At 71.5% G+C, this 14,775-nt stretch carries 10 protein-coding genes; 9 read left to right on the forward strand and 1 reads right to left on the reverse strand.

What is annotated here, in order from left to right; translation table 11 throughout:
• The first annotated feature begins 6 nt into the window (after nt 1-6).
• The 4 genes from BIV23_RS37950 (at nt 7) to BIV23_RS37965 (ending at nt 6,100) form a co-directional block, all read left to right on the forward strand.
• Complete coding sequence (locus tag BIV23_RS37950; RefSeq protein ID WP_071385532.1) at nt 7-1,833, forward strand: LamG-like jellyroll fold domain-containing protein; 1,827 nt, start codon at nt 7-9, stop codon at nt 1,831-1,833.
• Nucleotides 1,834-1,859: 26 nt separating this feature from the next.
• The gene (locus tag BIV23_RS37955; protein WP_071385533.1) at nt 1,860-3,551 is read left to right on the forward strand and encodes a PHP domain-containing protein; all 1,692 of its coding nucleotides are present in this window, start codon (nt 1,860-1,862) and stop codon (nt 3,549-3,551) included.
• 150 nt (nt 3,552-3,701) lie between these two features.
• A complete protein-coding gene (locus BIV23_RS37960; protein WP_218161908.1) occupies nt 3,702-4,472 on the forward strand; it encodes an IclR family transcriptional regulator in 771 nt (256 codons plus the stop codon).
• 218 nt (nt 4,473-4,690) lie between these two features.
• On the forward strand, nt 4,691-6,100 hold the full coding sequence (locus tag BIV23_RS37965) for a glycoside hydrolase family 16 protein (RefSeq protein WP_071385535.1): 1,410 nt from the start codon (nt 4,691-4,693) through the stop codon (nt 6,098-6,100).
• Between the two features lie 77 nt (nt 6,101-6,177).
• On the opposite strand, the gene BIV23_RS37970 is transcribed toward BIV23_RS37965, so the two are convergent.
• Nucleotides 6,178-7,101 (reverse strand): helix-turn-helix domain-containing protein, encoded by a 924-nt coding sequence (locus BIV23_RS37970; protein ID WP_071385536.1) that lies wholly within the window; start codon nt 7,099-7,101, stop codon nt 6,178-6,180.
• Nucleotides 7,102-7,247: 146 nt separating this feature from the next.
• Here BIV23_RS37970 and tkt point away from each other — a divergent pair, with 146 nt between their 5' ends.
• From tkt to pgi, 5 genes are read left to right on the forward strand one after another with little or no spacing between them, the layout of a single operon-like run.
• Nucleotides 7,248-9,323, forward strand: coding sequence for a transketolase (gene tkt / locus BIV23_RS37975; protein ID WP_071385537.1), 2,076 nt, complete (start codon nt 7,248-7,250; stop codon nt 9,321-9,323).
• Nucleotides 9,324-9,363: 40 nt separating this feature from the next.
• Entirely contained in the window at nt 9,364-10,509 is a 1,146-nt protein-coding gene (gene tal / locus BIV23_RS37980; RefSeq protein ID WP_071385538.1) for a transaldolase, read from the forward strand.
• Nucleotides 10,506-12,182: a glucose-6-phosphate dehydrogenase gene (gene zwf / locus BIV23_RS37985; RefSeq protein ID WP_177240184.1), complete on the forward strand. Its 1,677-nt coding sequence runs from the start codon at nt 10,506-10,508 to the stop codon at nt 12,180-12,182. Before tal ends, zwf begins: the two co-directional genes overlap by 4 nt.
• A complete protein-coding gene (opcA, locus tag BIV23_RS37990) occupies nt 12,179-13,105 on the forward strand; it encodes a glucose-6-phosphate dehydrogenase assembly protein OpcA (protein WP_071385539.1) in 927 nt (308 codons plus the stop codon). Before zwf ends, opcA begins: the two co-directional genes overlap by 4 nt.
• Before the next feature lies 1 nt (nt 13,106).
• Entirely contained in the window at nt 13,107-14,774 is a 1,668-nt protein-coding gene (gene pgi, locus BIV23_RS37995) for a glucose-6-phosphate isomerase (protein ID WP_071385540.1), read from the forward strand.
• Nucleotide 14,775: the final 1 nt, after the last annotated feature.

Consider the following 14,775-nt stretch of genomic DNA (forward strand, 5'->3'; position numbering starts at 1 on the left):
GCACACGTGTGTACGTCGCATGACCCCGTCCGGGACGAGGCCGCGCAGGCCGGTGCCGGGCGACGCAGTTTCCTCAGGGCCACCGCGCTGCTGGGCGCCGCCGCCACGGCCGGGGTCGCCGTGCCGGCCGGCGCCGAGGCGGCGGAGAAGGGCGGCCGGCGGCCCGACCCGGAGAGCCGTCGCTTCACGCTCGCGGTGATGCCCGACACCCAGTACCTGTTCGACGGGCCGAGCATCGACGCGGCGCCCGTCGAGGCGTCGCTGCGCTACCTGTTGCAGCACGGCAGGGACGAGAACATCGTCTTCCTGTCCCACCTCGGCGACCTCACCCAGAACGGCGCCGAGGCCGAATTCGCGGCGATCGGCGCGGCGTTCGGGATCCTCGACCGCCGAGGCGTCGGCTACAGCGTGCTGGCCGGCAACCATGACGTGAAGTCCTCGACGGACGACCAGCGCGGCCCGACGCCGTACCTGGAGACTTTCGGTCCCCAGCGCTTCCGGAGCACGTCGACCTTCGGCGGGGCCTCTTCGGACGGCTACAACACCTACCACCTCTTCCGGGCGGCCGGTCGGGAGTGGCTGGTGCTGGCACTGGACTGGCGGCTGTCGGACAAGGGGTACGCGTGGGCGAAGGACGTCCTCGCCCGGCACCCGAGGACCCCCGTCGTTCTCACCACACACGAACTCGTCGTCGAGGACGACCGGTTGTCGGACCACGGGCAGCAGCTGTGGGACCGGCTCATCGCGGACCACGACCAGATCTTCCTCACCCTGAACGGCCACTACTGGCCGGCCGGGCGGGCGGTCCGTACGAACGCGGCGGGCAACGAGGTGCACCTGCACCTCACGAACTACCAGAACCGCTACTTCGGCGGCGCGGCGATGATCCGTCTGTACCGTTTCGACCTGGACCGGAACGTCATCGACGTCGAAACCGTTTCCCCGTGGATCCTCGGCCGGGCCGCCGAGGGCCTGAACGCGCTGGAGCGGCAGGAACTGGAGCTGAGCGGCGACGCGGACCGCTTCTCGGTGGACATCGACTTCGCGGCCCGCTTCGCCGGCTTCGCCCCGGTGCCGGCCCGCCCCGCGCGGCCCGCGTCTAAGATGCTGATCCCGGGCACGGCCGCCTACTGGCGCTTCGAGTCGGCCGTCTCCGGCACCGTGCGCGACCTGTCCGGCCGGGGCAACGACCTCACCGTGGTCCCGGTGGGCGGCGGCACGCTCGGCTGGTCGGCCGACCACCACCCCGACCAGCCGGGGCACGGCAGCCTGGAGTTCCAGGGGTACAAGTCCCCGCTGAAGGGCGCGTATCTGCGCACGGTGGACGGTGCGCCGCTCAACTCGGCGACTTTCGGGAACGGTTACACCATCGAGGTCTTCTACCGCCTCCCGGCCGACTGGGACCCCGCCCACCACGCCTGGTCGGGCATCGTCGGCCGTACCGGCACGGGCGGCGCCGCCGGCAGGACCGGCGACGATCCCGACGAGCCGCTGGCCACCCTCTCGCTGTCGGACGACCGTGAGCCGCAGTGGGCGATGCGGCCGCTCAACCAGGAGGGCATCGCCACCAACTGGGGGCAGGAGACGCCGCTGGAGACCTGGTGGCACCTCGCGGTCGTCAACGACGGCACCCGCACCACCCTCTACGTTGAGGGCTGCCCGGTCGTCCGCAACCCGAAGGCCCCGGCCGTCGGGATCACCTCCGTCGGACTGCCGTGGCTGCTCGGCGGCTACGAGTACGCGGGAAAGACCGACCAGATCCTGCACGGCCGCCTCGGTGACGTACGGATCGTCTCCCGGGCGCTGCCCGTCACCGCCTTCATGACCCACTGACCCCGCCCCCCGCACCGAGGATCACCATGACCGAGCAGCAGCTCCCCGTCTGGGCCGACCCGGCGGTCTCCCCCGCCGACCTCGACGCCCAGGGCATGTCCCGACGCCGGCTCCTTCGCCGTGCCGGCCTGTTCGGCGCCGCCTTCGCCCTCGGGTCGGCGACGACGCCCGCCCTGGCCGCCACCGACGCCGACGCCGACGCCGACCGGCACCTCGGCGGGGACGACCCGCATCTCGCCTACCTGGTCGGCGACCACCACGTGCACTCCGTCTACAGCCACGACGCCAAGTACACGTTCTCCCAGCAGGCCACCGCCGCCGCCCGGTACGGCCTGGACTGGATGGTGTTCAACGAGCACTCCAACGTCGGGCACGCCCGCTACGGCGCCGCGCTGGAGCACCGGGAGATCCTCAGGGCCCGGGCCGAGAACCCGCGCCAGCTGATCTTCCAGGGCCTGGAGTGGTACATCCCGGCCGCCGAGCACGCCACGGTGTTCGCCGCGCCCGGCCCGCACGAGGCCGACCTGCTCACGCGGTTCGAGCTGGCCTACGACGGCAAGCTGCTCGGCTACGACAAGGGCGGCGCCGCCGACCCGGACACCGCCCGCAACGAGGCGCACGCGGTCAAGGCCGTCACGTGGCTGGCGGAGCAACGCCGTTCGGGCTACGTCGACGACGTCCTCGTCCTCGCCAACCACCCGTTGCGCCTCGGCATCGACTCGCCGCACGAGCTGCGTGCCTGGCGGGACGCGGCGCCCGAGATCGTGATCGGCATGGAGGGCGCGCCCGGCGCCCAGGGCGCGGCGATCCCGGGATGGCGGGGCTCGGCGTCGATCCGCGGCGAGTACGAGAACAGGCCGTCCGACCAGTCGTGGTCCGGCTACCCGGCGGACGCCTACCTCACCTACGGCGGCTTCGACTGGGCGACCGCGACGGTCGGCGGCCTGTGGGACGCTCTGCTGGCCGAGGGCAGGCTGTTCTCGATCACCTCCAACTCCGACAACCACCGCACGGTCTTCGACACCTGGAAGAACGGCGACTGGGCGCCGGGGCGGAACTTCGACAACACGGGCAGGCTGCCCGACCCGGTGGACACGGGCACCCCGCAGCCGGGCAGCGACTTCTGGCCGGGCGAGTTCAGCCGCACCCACGTCGGCGTCACCCGCTACGGCTACCGGGCGGTGATGGCGGGCCTGCGCGCGGGACGGGTGTGGGTCGACCACGGGCATCTGCTCGACGGCCTCGACGTACGCCTGAAGCGGGAGCGCGACCACGGACCGGGGGTCACGCTCGGCGGGCGGCTGCGGGTCCGGGCGGGCGAGCGGCTCACCCTGTGTGTGACGGTCACGACCGCCTCGCGCGCCAACCCGCAGGGCATCCTGCCGAGGCCGGCGCACGTGGACGTCGTCCGGGGTGCCGTGCGCGGTCCGGCCGCCGACCGGGACGGCTGGCGGGCGCCGGACACCAGGGTCGTGCACACCACCGACGTCGGCGGCCGCACCGGCACCTACACGCTGCGCATCCCGCTCACCGCCGGCGAGGAGTCCTTCTACGTCCGCCTGCGCGGCAGCGACGGAAACCGGCACGGAACCGGTTACCTCGGCGCGGCCGTCGACCCGCACGGACCGGTCCCGCACACGCCCGGCGACGGCGACCCGTGGGCCGACACGTGGTTCTACTCCAACCCGGTCTTCGTCGACGTGACCGGAGCCCGGTGACCCGGGACCGAGCAGGGCCGACCGGAGCCCGCCGGCCCACGGCGTCCTGACCCGCACCCGTCGGCGCGACGGGCTCCCGCGCGTACTGTCGGCGATGCAGCTCCCGCCGGGCCCGGCGGGAGCGGGCGACGACAGGGCGAGGTGGGTGCGGTGGGCGGTCGGTCAGCTCCCGAACGGTCCGCTTCCGAGCGGCTGCTGGCCGTGCTCGACGCGTTCGACCACGAGCATCCGGCCCTGTCGCTGACGGACATCAGCCGCCGGGCCGGGCTCAGCCTCACCACCGCGCACCGGCTGGCGGGGGCCCTGACCGCGTGGGGCGCGCTGGAGCGCGACGCGTCCGGCGTCTACCACGTGGGGCTGCGCCTGTGGGAGGTGGCCGCGCTCGCCCCGCGCGGTCTCGCCCTGCGCCAGCCGGCGCTGCCGTATCTGGAGGACCTGTACGAGGCGACGCACGAGAACGTGCAGCTGGCGGTGCGGGACGGCACGGAGGCCGTCTACGTCGAGTGGCTGCAGGGCCGTTCGGCGGTGGGCGTGCACATCCGCGTCGGCGCTCACTGGCCGCTGCACGCCACCGGCGTCGGCCTCGCCCTCCTCGCGCACGCCGACCCGGCCGTCCAGGAGGAGTACTGCGCGGGGCCGCTCGCCTCGTTCACCCCGTACACGCTCACCGACCCGCCAGGGCTGCGGCGCACGCTCGCCGAAGTACGCCGCTCGGGCGTGGCGGTGAGCGAGCGTCAGGTCACGCAGGACGCGCTGTCCGTGGCAGCGGCCGTACGCGGCCCGGGCGGGGAGGTGGTCGCGGCGGTGTCGGTGGTGGTGCCCCGGGACGGCGCCCAGGTACCGGTACTGGCTCCGGCGGTCCGGATGGCGGGCCGGGGGATCTCCCGGGCCCTGGGCTGGCGGCCGGGCGACGCGGTCTGAGCGGGTACGGGTGGCTTCAGCCCGTGAACTCCCCCGCGAATCCAGCACTTTCCTTGTTTCAAGGCTTGACGGCCGCAGGGGCGGGGAGCACATTGGCGGCACCCTGAGAGCGCTCTCAGGCGACCTGCCGCGGAGCGCTCTCACACCTCGTGCACACCCCGCAAGTCCCCGTAACCCGCAACTCCTGTACCCCGCACCCCCGTACCCGGGAGGCCCCCATGAACGCACCCTCCGGAATACCCAGACCCAGACCCCCGCGGCGCCGGCCCCTGCGCCGCGCGCTCGTCGCCGTCGTCGCGACGCTCGGTCTGTCCGCGGCCCTCGCCACGGCCGCCACCGCGCCCGCGAACGCCTCCGCGCCCGCGCCCCCGTCGGGCTGGTCCCAGGTCTTCCTGGACGACTTCAACGGGGCGGCAGGCTCCGGCGTGAACACCTCCGACTGGCAGTACGACACCGGGACTTCGTACCCGGGCGGCGCCGCGAACTGGGGCACCGGCGAGGTCGAGTCGATGACGTCGAGCACGAACAACGTGGCGCTGGACGGCAACGGCGACCTGCTCATCACCCCGCGCCGGGACGCCTCCGGCAACTGGACCTCGGGCCGTATCGAGACCACCCGCACCGACTTCCAGCCCCCGACCGGCGGCAAGCTGCGCGTGGAGGCCCGGATCCAGATGCCGAACGTGACCGGGGACGCGGCCGCCGGCTACTGGCCCGCTTTCTGGATGCTGGGCGCGCCGTTCCGCGGCAACTACCAGAACTGGCCGGGCGTCGGCGAGCTGGACATCATGGAGAACGTCAACGGCCTGAACAAGACCTGGGCCACGATGCACTGCGGCACCAGCCCCGGCGGCCCCTGCAACGAGACCACCGGCCTCGGCAACTCCACCGCCTGTCCGAACACCACCTGCCAGTCCGGCTTCCACACCTACACGACGGAGTGGGACCGCTCGGTGAGCCCGGAGGCGATCCGCTTCTACGTCGACGGCGTCAACTACCAGACGGTCACGGCGAACCAGGTGGACGCGACGACGTGGGCCAACGCCACGAACCACGGTTTCTTCGTGATCCTGAACGTGGCCATGGGCGGTGGCTTCCCCGGGGCGTTCGGCGGCGGCCCGACCGGCGCCACCGACCCGGGGCACCCGATGGTCGTGGACTACGTCCAGGTGCTCCAGTCCGGCGGCAGCGGCGGCGGCACTCCCCCGCCGGGCAACCGGGACGCCTACAGCCCGATCCAGGCCGAGTCGTACGACGGCCAGTCCGGCATCGGCACCGAGACGACCACGGACACCGGCGGCGGGCAGGACATCGGCTACATCGCGAACGGCGACTGGGCGTCGTACAAGGGCGTGAACTTCGGCTCCACGGCGGCCACGCAGTTCTACGCCCGGGTGGCGAGCGGGGCCGCGTCCGGGGTGAGCGGTCTGGTCCAGGTGCGGCTGGACAGCCCGACCAGTCCCCCGATCGGCAGCTTCTCCGTGGCCAACACCGGTGGCTGGCAGTCCTGGCAGACCATCCCGGCCAACATCGGCCCGGCGACCGGCACCCACGACGTCTATCTGACCTTCGCCAGCGGCCAGCCGGCGGACTTCGTGAACGTGAACTGGTTCGACTTCGGGCACTGACGCCGCCCGGAGGCGGTAGGGAGGGTGGCTGCACGCGCATGCGTGGAGCCACCCTCTCGTGCGTCTCCGGGCGCCTCTCAGCGCAGCTCCGCCCGGAACCCCACCGGTGTCCGGCCGGTGTGCAGCTGGAAGAACTTGGAGAAGTTCGCCGCGTCGGGGAAGCCGACGGCCGCGCCGACACGGCCGATCGGCAGGTCGGTGTGCGCGAGGAGGCGTTTGGCCTCCAGGATCACGCGTTTGTCGATGAAGCCCTTCGGGGTCCCACCGGTGGCGGCGCGCACGGCGCGTACGAGGGTGCGGCGGGAGTAACCGAGGGCGTCGGCGTAGGCGCTGACGCTGTGGTTGGCGGCGAAGCCCTGCTCGACGGCGTCCCGGAACCGGGTGAAGGTGCTGTCCGTCTGTTGCCGGGAGGCCTCGGCGGAACTGGCCGCGAGGTGGGCGAGGCGCAGCAGGAACGCGGTGAGCGAATGCCGGAGGACGGCGGTGTGCAGGCTGAGCGGGAGGGTGGCGGTGTCCTCGTACTCGCGGTGGAGCTGGTCGAGGGCGGCCTGCAGGGCAGCCAGCTGGGCCGGGTCGGGGTGGAGCAGGGGCGGGAGGTCGTAGCGGTACAGGCCGGTGGCCTCGACGGTGGCGCGCGGCAGGAAACCGGGCTGCATGGTGAGGACGGTTCCGTGGTACGCGCTCTCGCGGGAGAAGCGGTGGACCTGTCCCGGGCGGATCCACAGCAGGTCGCCCGCCGAGGCCTCGTACTCGGCGAAGTCGATCATGTGGCGTACGGGGCCCTCGGTGAAGAGCATGACGACGTGGAAGTCGATGCGGTGGACGCGCTCCAGCGGGGCGTCGGCGTGCCAGGTGCGGCCGGTGCCCATGGGGCCGACCTGCATGCCGACACGGCCGACGGCCAGCTCGGTCGGGAAGGGGAAGGTCCTGATCCCGCCACCGTCTGCGTCGCTGTCGCCGTCCGTGGCACTGCCGTCAGCTTGTGGCGTTCTGTCAGCCATGTCCTGTTCGCGCCGTCCATGTTCCGTGATCGCTGTCCCAGATTCACCACAGACTGACACACCCCGACCTTCCTTCTAAAAAGTCAGACTTTTAAGTTTGAACGCGTCCGGCCAGCCATTGCGCACTGAACGAGGATTTCTTGAAGATGAGCACGCAGACTTCCGACGGCTTCGAGTGGACCGACCTGGACCGGCGCGCCGTCGACACGGCCCGTCTGCTGGCGGCCGACGCGGTGCAGAAGGTCGGCAACGGGCATCCGGGCACGGCGATGAGCCTGGCGCCTGCCGCGTACACGATCTTTCAGAAGGTGATGCGTCATGACCCCGCCGACCCGGAGTGGGCCGGTCGTGACCGCTTCGTCCTCTCCCCCGGTCACACCTCGCTGACCCTCTACACGCAGCTGTTCCTCGCCGGGTACGAGCTGGAGCTGGACGACCTGAAGGCCTTCCGCACCCAGGGCTCCAAGACGCCCGGCCACCCGGAGTACGGCCACACCGCCGGCGTCGAGACCACCACCGGCCCGCTCGGCCAGGGCGTCGCCAACGCCGTCGGCATGGCCATGGCCGCCCGCTACGAGCGCGGTCTGTTCGACCCGCAGGCCCCGGAGGGCACCTCCCCCTTCGACCACACCGTCTGGGCGATCGTCTCCGACGGCGACCTGGAGGAGGGCGTCTCCGCCGAGGCCTCCTCGCTCGCCGGCCACCAGAAACTCGGCAACCTGGTCTTCGTCTACGACGACAACCACATCTCCATCGAGGGCGACACCGCCACCGCCTTCTCCGAGGACGTCCTGAAGCGGTACGAGGCCTACGGCTGGCACACCCAGCGCGTCGAGCCGACCGCCGAGGGCGACGTCGACCCCGAGGCCCTCTACCGGGCGCTGAGGGCCGCGCAGGCCGAGACCGGGCGGCCGTCGATCATCGCGATGCGCACGATCATCGCCTGGCCCGCCCCGAACGCGCGGGGCACCGAGGCCTCCCACGGCTCCGCGCTCGGCGCGGACGAGATCGCGGCCACCAAGCGGCTTCTCGGTTTCGACCCCGAGCAGACCTTCCAGGTCGAGGACGAGGTTCTCAAGCACGCCCGCCGGGCACTGGACCGGGGCGCGGAGGCGCACGCCGCCTGGGACCGGCGGATCGCCGAGTGGGCCGGCGCCCGGCCGGAGCGGGCCGCGCTCTTCGAGCGGATCGGCAAGGGCGAGCTGCCCGCCGGCTGGCAGGACGCGCTGCCGGTGTTCGAGGAGGGCAAGTCGGTCGCGACCCGGGCCGCCTCCGGCAAGGTCCTCCAGGCGCTCGGCCCGGTGATCCCCGAGCTGTGGGGCGGCTCCGCCGACCTCGCCGGCTCCAACAACACCACGATCGACAAGGCCAGCTCCTTCCTGCCGCAGGGCAACCCGCTGCCCGGGGCCGACCCGTACGGCCGTACCGTCCACTTCGGCATCCGCGAGTTCTCCATGGCCGCGGAGATGAACGGCATCGCCCTGCACGGCAACACCCGGATCTACGGCGGCACCTTCCTGGTGTTCTCCGACTACATGCGCAACGCCGTGCGGATGTCGGCGCTGATGCAGCTCCCGGTGACGTACGTCTGGACGCACGACTCCGTCGGCCTCGGCGAGGACGGCCCCACCCACCAGCCGGTCGAGCACCTGGCCTCGCTGCGCGCCATCCCGGGCCTGAACGTCGTCCGCCCGGCGGACGCCAACGAGACCGCGGTCGCCTGGGCCGAGATCCTGAAGAGGCACGCCGTGAACCCCGCCCCGCACGGGCTCGCGCTCACCCGCCAGGGCGTGCCGGTGTACGCGCCGAACGAGGACGCGGCCAAGGGCGGCTACGTGCTGCGCGAGTCCCAGGCCGAGGCCCCGGAGGTGATCATCATCGCGACGGGTTCCGAGGTGCAGCTGGCCGTGGCCGCGCGGGAGACGCTGGAGGCGGAGGGGATCGGCACGCGCGTGGTGTCGATGCCGTCCGTGGAGTGGTTCGAGGAGCAGGACCAGGCGTACAAGGACTCCGTCCTCCCGCCGTCCGTGAAGGCCCGGGTCGCCGTGGAGGCCGGGATCGGTCTGACCTGGTACCGCTACGTCGGCGACGCCGGCCGGATCGTCTCCCTGGAGCACTTCGGCGCCTCGGCCGACGCGAAGACCCTGTTCGCCGAGTTCGGTTTCACCCCCGAGAACGTCGCCGCCCAGGCCCGCGCGTCGCTCGACGCCGCGCGCGCCTGAACCCGACGCGACAACACAACTCAACCGGAAATCAAGAAAGATGACTGACGTGACCGAAGCAATCGCCACCGCCGGAGCCCTTGAGCGCCTCGCCCACGAGGGGGTCTCCGTCTGGCTGGACGACCTGTCGCGGGGGCGTATCGCCTCGGGCAACCTGACGGAGCTGATCGAGAGCAAGAACGTCGTCGGCGTCACCACCAACCCGTCGATCTTCCAGGCGGCCATCGGCTCCGGTGCGGGGTACGAGGAGCAGCTCACCGATCTCGCCGTGCGCGGGGTGACGGTGGACGAGGCGGTGCGGATGATGACGACCGCCGACGTGCGAGCCGCATCCGATATTCTGCATTCTGTATACACCGCCTCCGAGGGGCGCGACGGCCGCGTCTCCATCGAGGTCGACCCGCGCCTCGCCCACGCGACCGAGGCCACGATCGCCGAGGCCAAGCAGCTCGCCTGGCTGGTGGACCGGCCCAACGTGATGATCAAGATCCCGGCGACGAAGGCGGGCCTGCCGGCGATCACCGAGGTCGTCGGGCTCGGCATCAGCGTGAACGTGACCCTGATCTTCTCGCTGGAGCGCTACCGCGAGGTCATGGCCGCCTACCTGGCCGGCCTGGAGAAGGCCCGCGAGCGCGGCATCGACCTCGCCACGATCCACTCGGTGGCGTCCTTCTTCGTCTCCCGCGTGGACTCCGAGATCGACAAGCGGCTGACCGCCCTCGGCACCGACGAGGCCCTCGCCCTCAAGGGCCGCGCGGCCCTCGCCAACGCCCGGCTCGCCTACGAGGCGTACGAGGAGGTCTTCGGCTCCGAGCGCTGGCTGGCGCTCGCCGCGCGGAAGGCGAACAGGCAGCGTCCGCTGTGGGCGTCCACCGGCGTGAAGGACCCCGCGTACAAGGACACCCTCTACGTGGACGAGCTGGTCGCGCCCGGCACCGTCAACACGATGCCGGAGGCCACGCTGAACGCGGTCGCCGACCACGGCGAGATCACCGGCGACACGGTGACCGGCGGCTATGCGCAGGCCCGTGCCGACCTCGACGCGGTCGGGAAGCTCGGCATCTCCTACGACGAGATCGTCCAGCAGCTGGAGGACGAGGGCGTCGCCAAGTTCGAGGCGGCCTGGCAGGACCTGCTGGACGCCGTAGCGAAGTCCCTGGAGAACAAGGGAGTTGACGCCCGATGACCGAGAACGCGCCCGCCGCCGCGGCACCCGCCGCCGCGGCACCCGCCGCCGCGGCACCCGCCGCCGCGGCACCCGCCGCTGCGGCACCCGCGAAGGCGCAGGCGCCGGCGACGTCGCCGGCGCAGGTGACCGTGCCGGTGGGTCCGGCCGCCGGCTGGGAGAACCCGCTGCGGGACACCCGTGACCGGCGCCTGCCCCGGATCGCCGGTCCGTCCGGTCTGGTCATCTTCGGGGTGACCGGTGACCTGTCCCGCAAGAAGCTGATGCCGGCCGTGTACGACCTGGCCAACCGCGGTCTGCTGCCGCCGGGCTTCTCGCTGGTGGGCTTCGCCCGCCGGGAGTGGGAGGACCAGGACTTCGCGCAGGTCGTGCACGACTCCGTGCGTGAGCACTCCCGCACCCCGTTCCGCGAGGAGGTGTGGCAGCAGCTCGCCGAGGGCATGCGGTTCATCCCCGGCGACTTCGACGACGACACCGCGTTCAAGCAGCTCAAGGACGCCGTCGAGGAGCTGGACGCCTCCCGCGGCACCGGCGGCAACTTCGCCTTCTACCTCTCGGTGCCGCCGAAGTTCTTCCCGAAGGTCGTGCAGCAGCTGAAGAAGCACGGCCTGGCCTCCCCGCCCGCGGGTTCCTGGCGGCGTGCGGTCATCGAGAAGCCGTTCGGCCACGACCTCGGCAGCGCCCGCGAGCTGAACGCGCTCGTGCACGACGTGTTCGAGCCGGACCAGGTGTTCCGCATCGACCACTATCTGGGCAAGGAGACCGTCCAGAACATCCTGGCGCTGCGCTTCGCCAACCAGATGTACGAGCCGATCTGGAACCGGTCGTACGTCGACCATGTGCAGATCACCATGGCCGAGGACATCGGCATCGGCGGCCGGGCCGGCTACTACGACGGTATCGGCGCCGCCCGTGACGTCATCCAGAACCACCTGCTCCAGCTGATGGCGCTCACCGCCATGGAGGAGCCCATCGCGTTCGACGCGGAGGCGCTGCTCACCGAGAAGCTGAAGGTGCTCAAGTCGGTGCGGCTGCCGGCGGAGCTCGGCAGGCACACCGTGCGCGGGCAGTACGCCGAGGGCTGGCAGGGCGGCGAGAAGGTCGTGGGCTACCTCCAGGAGGAGGGCATCGACCCGAAGTCGAAGACCGACACCTTCGCCGCGATCAAGCTGGGCATCGACAACCGCCGCTGGGCGGGCGTGCCGTTCTACCTGCGCACCGGCAAACGCCTGGGCCGCCGGGTCACCGAGATCGCGGTCGTCTTCAAGCGGGCCCCGCACTCCCCCTTCGACTCCACGGCGACGGAGGAGCTCGGCCAGAACGCGATCGTCATCCGCGTCCAGCCCGACGAGGGCATGACCGTCCGCTTCGGCTCCAAGGTGCCGGGCACCTCGATGGAGATCCGGGACGTGTCGATGGACTTCGCCTACGGCGAGTCGTTCACCGAGTCGAGCCCGGAGGCGTACGAGCGGCTCATCCTGGACGTGCTGCTCGGCGACGCGAATTTGTTCCCCCGTCACCAGGAAGTGGAAGAGTCCTGGAAGATCCTCGACCCGATCGAGGAGTACTGGGCGGCGCACGGCCGTCCGGCGCAGTACGCGTCGGGCAGCTGGGGACCGACGGAAGCCGACGAGATGCTCGCACGAGACGGACGGAGCTGGCGCAGGCCATGAAGATCGACCTGACCGACACCACGGCAAGCAAGATCAACAAGGCGTTGGTGCAGGGCCGCCGCGCCATCGGCACCCCGGCCGTGGGCATGGTCCTGACGATGGTCATCGTCACGGACGAGGAGAACGCCTACGACTCGATCAAGGCCGCCGAGGAAGCCTCGCACGAGCACCCCTCGCGGACCCTGGTCGTCATCAAGCGGCACGCCCGCACCCTGCGCGACCGCACCCACTCCCGGCTCGACGCCGAGGTCCGGGTCGGCTCGGAGGCCGGCGCCGGCGAGACGGTCGTGCTGCGCACCTACGGCGAGGTGTCCGACCACGCCGACTCGGTCGTCCTGCCGCTGCTGCTGCCGGACGCCCCGGTCGTGGTGTGGTGGCCGGTGGAGGCCCCCGACACCCCGTCCAAGGACCCGCTCGGCGCGCTCGCCCAGCGCCGGATCACCGACCTGTACGCGGCGCTCAAGCCGATGGAGGTCCTGGAGACCCGGGCCCGCAACTACGCGCCCGGCGACACCGATCTCGCCTGGACCCGGCTGACGCTGTGGCGATCGATGCTGGCCGCCGCCCTGGACCAGGCCCGCACGAAGATCACCTCGGCAGCCGTCGAGGCCGAGGCCGACAACCCCAGCGCCGAACTGCTCTCGCGCTGGCTGGAGGCCCGGCTGAAGGTGCGCGTGGACCGCGTGGTCACCGCCGGACCGGTCGTCACCGCCGTGCGCCTCGGCACCGCGAACGGCGAGATCGTCATCGACCGGCCCGAGGGCCCGCTCGCGACGCTGACCCTGCCGGGCCAGCCGCCGCGGACCCTCGCGCTCAAGGTCCGCCCCACCTCCGAACTCATCGCCGAGGAGCTGCGCCGCCTCGACGCCGACGAGATGTACGCCATCGCCCTGAAGGGCGAGGCCGCCAAGGAGAACGCCTGACATGGCAGCGACCCAGCGAACCGGGTTTCCCCAGCTCACCCACCGGCCCGAGTGGACGGCTCTCGCCGACCACCGCGCCGAGGGCCGGCCGCACCTGCGCGAGCTGTTCGCGCAGGACCCCGGCCGCGCCGAGCGGTACGTCGTACGGGTCGGGGACCTGTACATCGACTACAGCAAGCACCTGATCACCGACGAGACGCTGGCCCTCCTGCAGGAACTCGCCACCGCCACGGACGTGTTCGGCCTGCGGGACGCCATGTTCCGCGGCGAGAAGATCAACGTCACCGAGGACCGGGCCGTGCTGCACACCGCGCTGCGCGCCCCGCGCGACGCGGTGATCGAGGTCGACGGCGAGAACGTGGTGCCGAAGGTGCACGCGGTCCTCGACACGATGGCGCGCTTCGCCGACCGGGTCCGCTCCGGCGAGTGGACCGGCCACACCGGCAGGCGGATCAGGAACGTCGTCAACATCGGCATCGGCGGCTCCGACCTCGGCCCCGCGATGGCGTACGAGGCCCTGCGCCCGTACACCGCACGGGAGTTGACGTTCCGCTTCGTGTCCAACGTGGACGGCGCCGACCTGCACGAGGCGACCCGCGACCTGGACCCGGCGGAGACCCTGTTCATCGTCGCGTCCAAGACGTTCACGACGATCGAGACGATCACCAACGCGACCTCGGCGCGTTCGTGGCTGCTGAGGGCGTTCGACGGCGACGACAAGGCCGTGGCGAAGCACTTCGTGGCCCTGTCCACGAACGCCGGGAAGGTCACCGAGTTCGGCATCGACCCGGACAACATGTTCGAGTTCTGGGACTGGGTCGGCGGCCGCTACTCGTACGACTCCGCCATCGGGCTGTCCCTGATGATCGCGATCGGCCCGGACCGCTTCCGCGAGATGCTGGACGGCTTCCACCTGGTCGACGAGCACTTCCGCACCGCCCCCGCCGAGGCCAACGCCCCGCTGCTGCTGGGCCTGCTGGGTGTCTGGTACGGCGACTTCTTCGACGCGCAGTCGCACGCGGTGCTGCCGTACAGCCACTACCTGTCGAAGTTCACCGCCTACCTCCAGCAGCTGGACATGGAGTCCAACGGCAAGTCGGTGCAGCGCGACGGCAGGCCCGTCGAGTGGCAGACCGGGCCGGTGGTGTGGGGCACGCCCGGCACCAACGGGCAGCACGCGTACTACCAGTTGATCCACCAGGGCACCAAGCTGATCCCGGCGGACTTCATCGGCTTCGCCCGCCCGGCCGGCGAGCTGAGCGGGGAACTCAGGGCGCAGCACGACCTGTTGATGGCCAACTTCTTCGCCCAGACCCAGGCCCTCGCCTTCGGCAAGAGCGCCGAGGAGGTCCGCGCGGAGGGCGTGGCCGAGGAGCAGGTGGCGCACCGCACCTTCCACGGCGACCACCCCACCACCACGATCCTGGCCGGCGAGCCGACCCCGTCCGTGCTCGGCCAGCTCATCGCCCTCTACGAGCACAAGGTGTTCGTCCAGGGCGCGATCTGGAACATCGACTCCTTCGACCAGTGGGGCGTCGAACTCGGCAAGGTCCTCGCCAAGCGCGTCGAGCCCGCTCTCACCGAGGGCGCGGACGTCCCCGGTCTCGACCCCTCCTCGAAGGCCCTCGTCGCCGCCTACCGCACTCTCAAGAACGCAACGGAGAACTGAT

Origin of the sequence: Streptomyces monashensis, assembly GCF_001866665.1 — a bacterium.
GTDB lineage: Bacteria > Actinomycetota > Actinomycetes > Streptomycetales > Streptomycetaceae > Streptomyces > Streptomyces monashensis.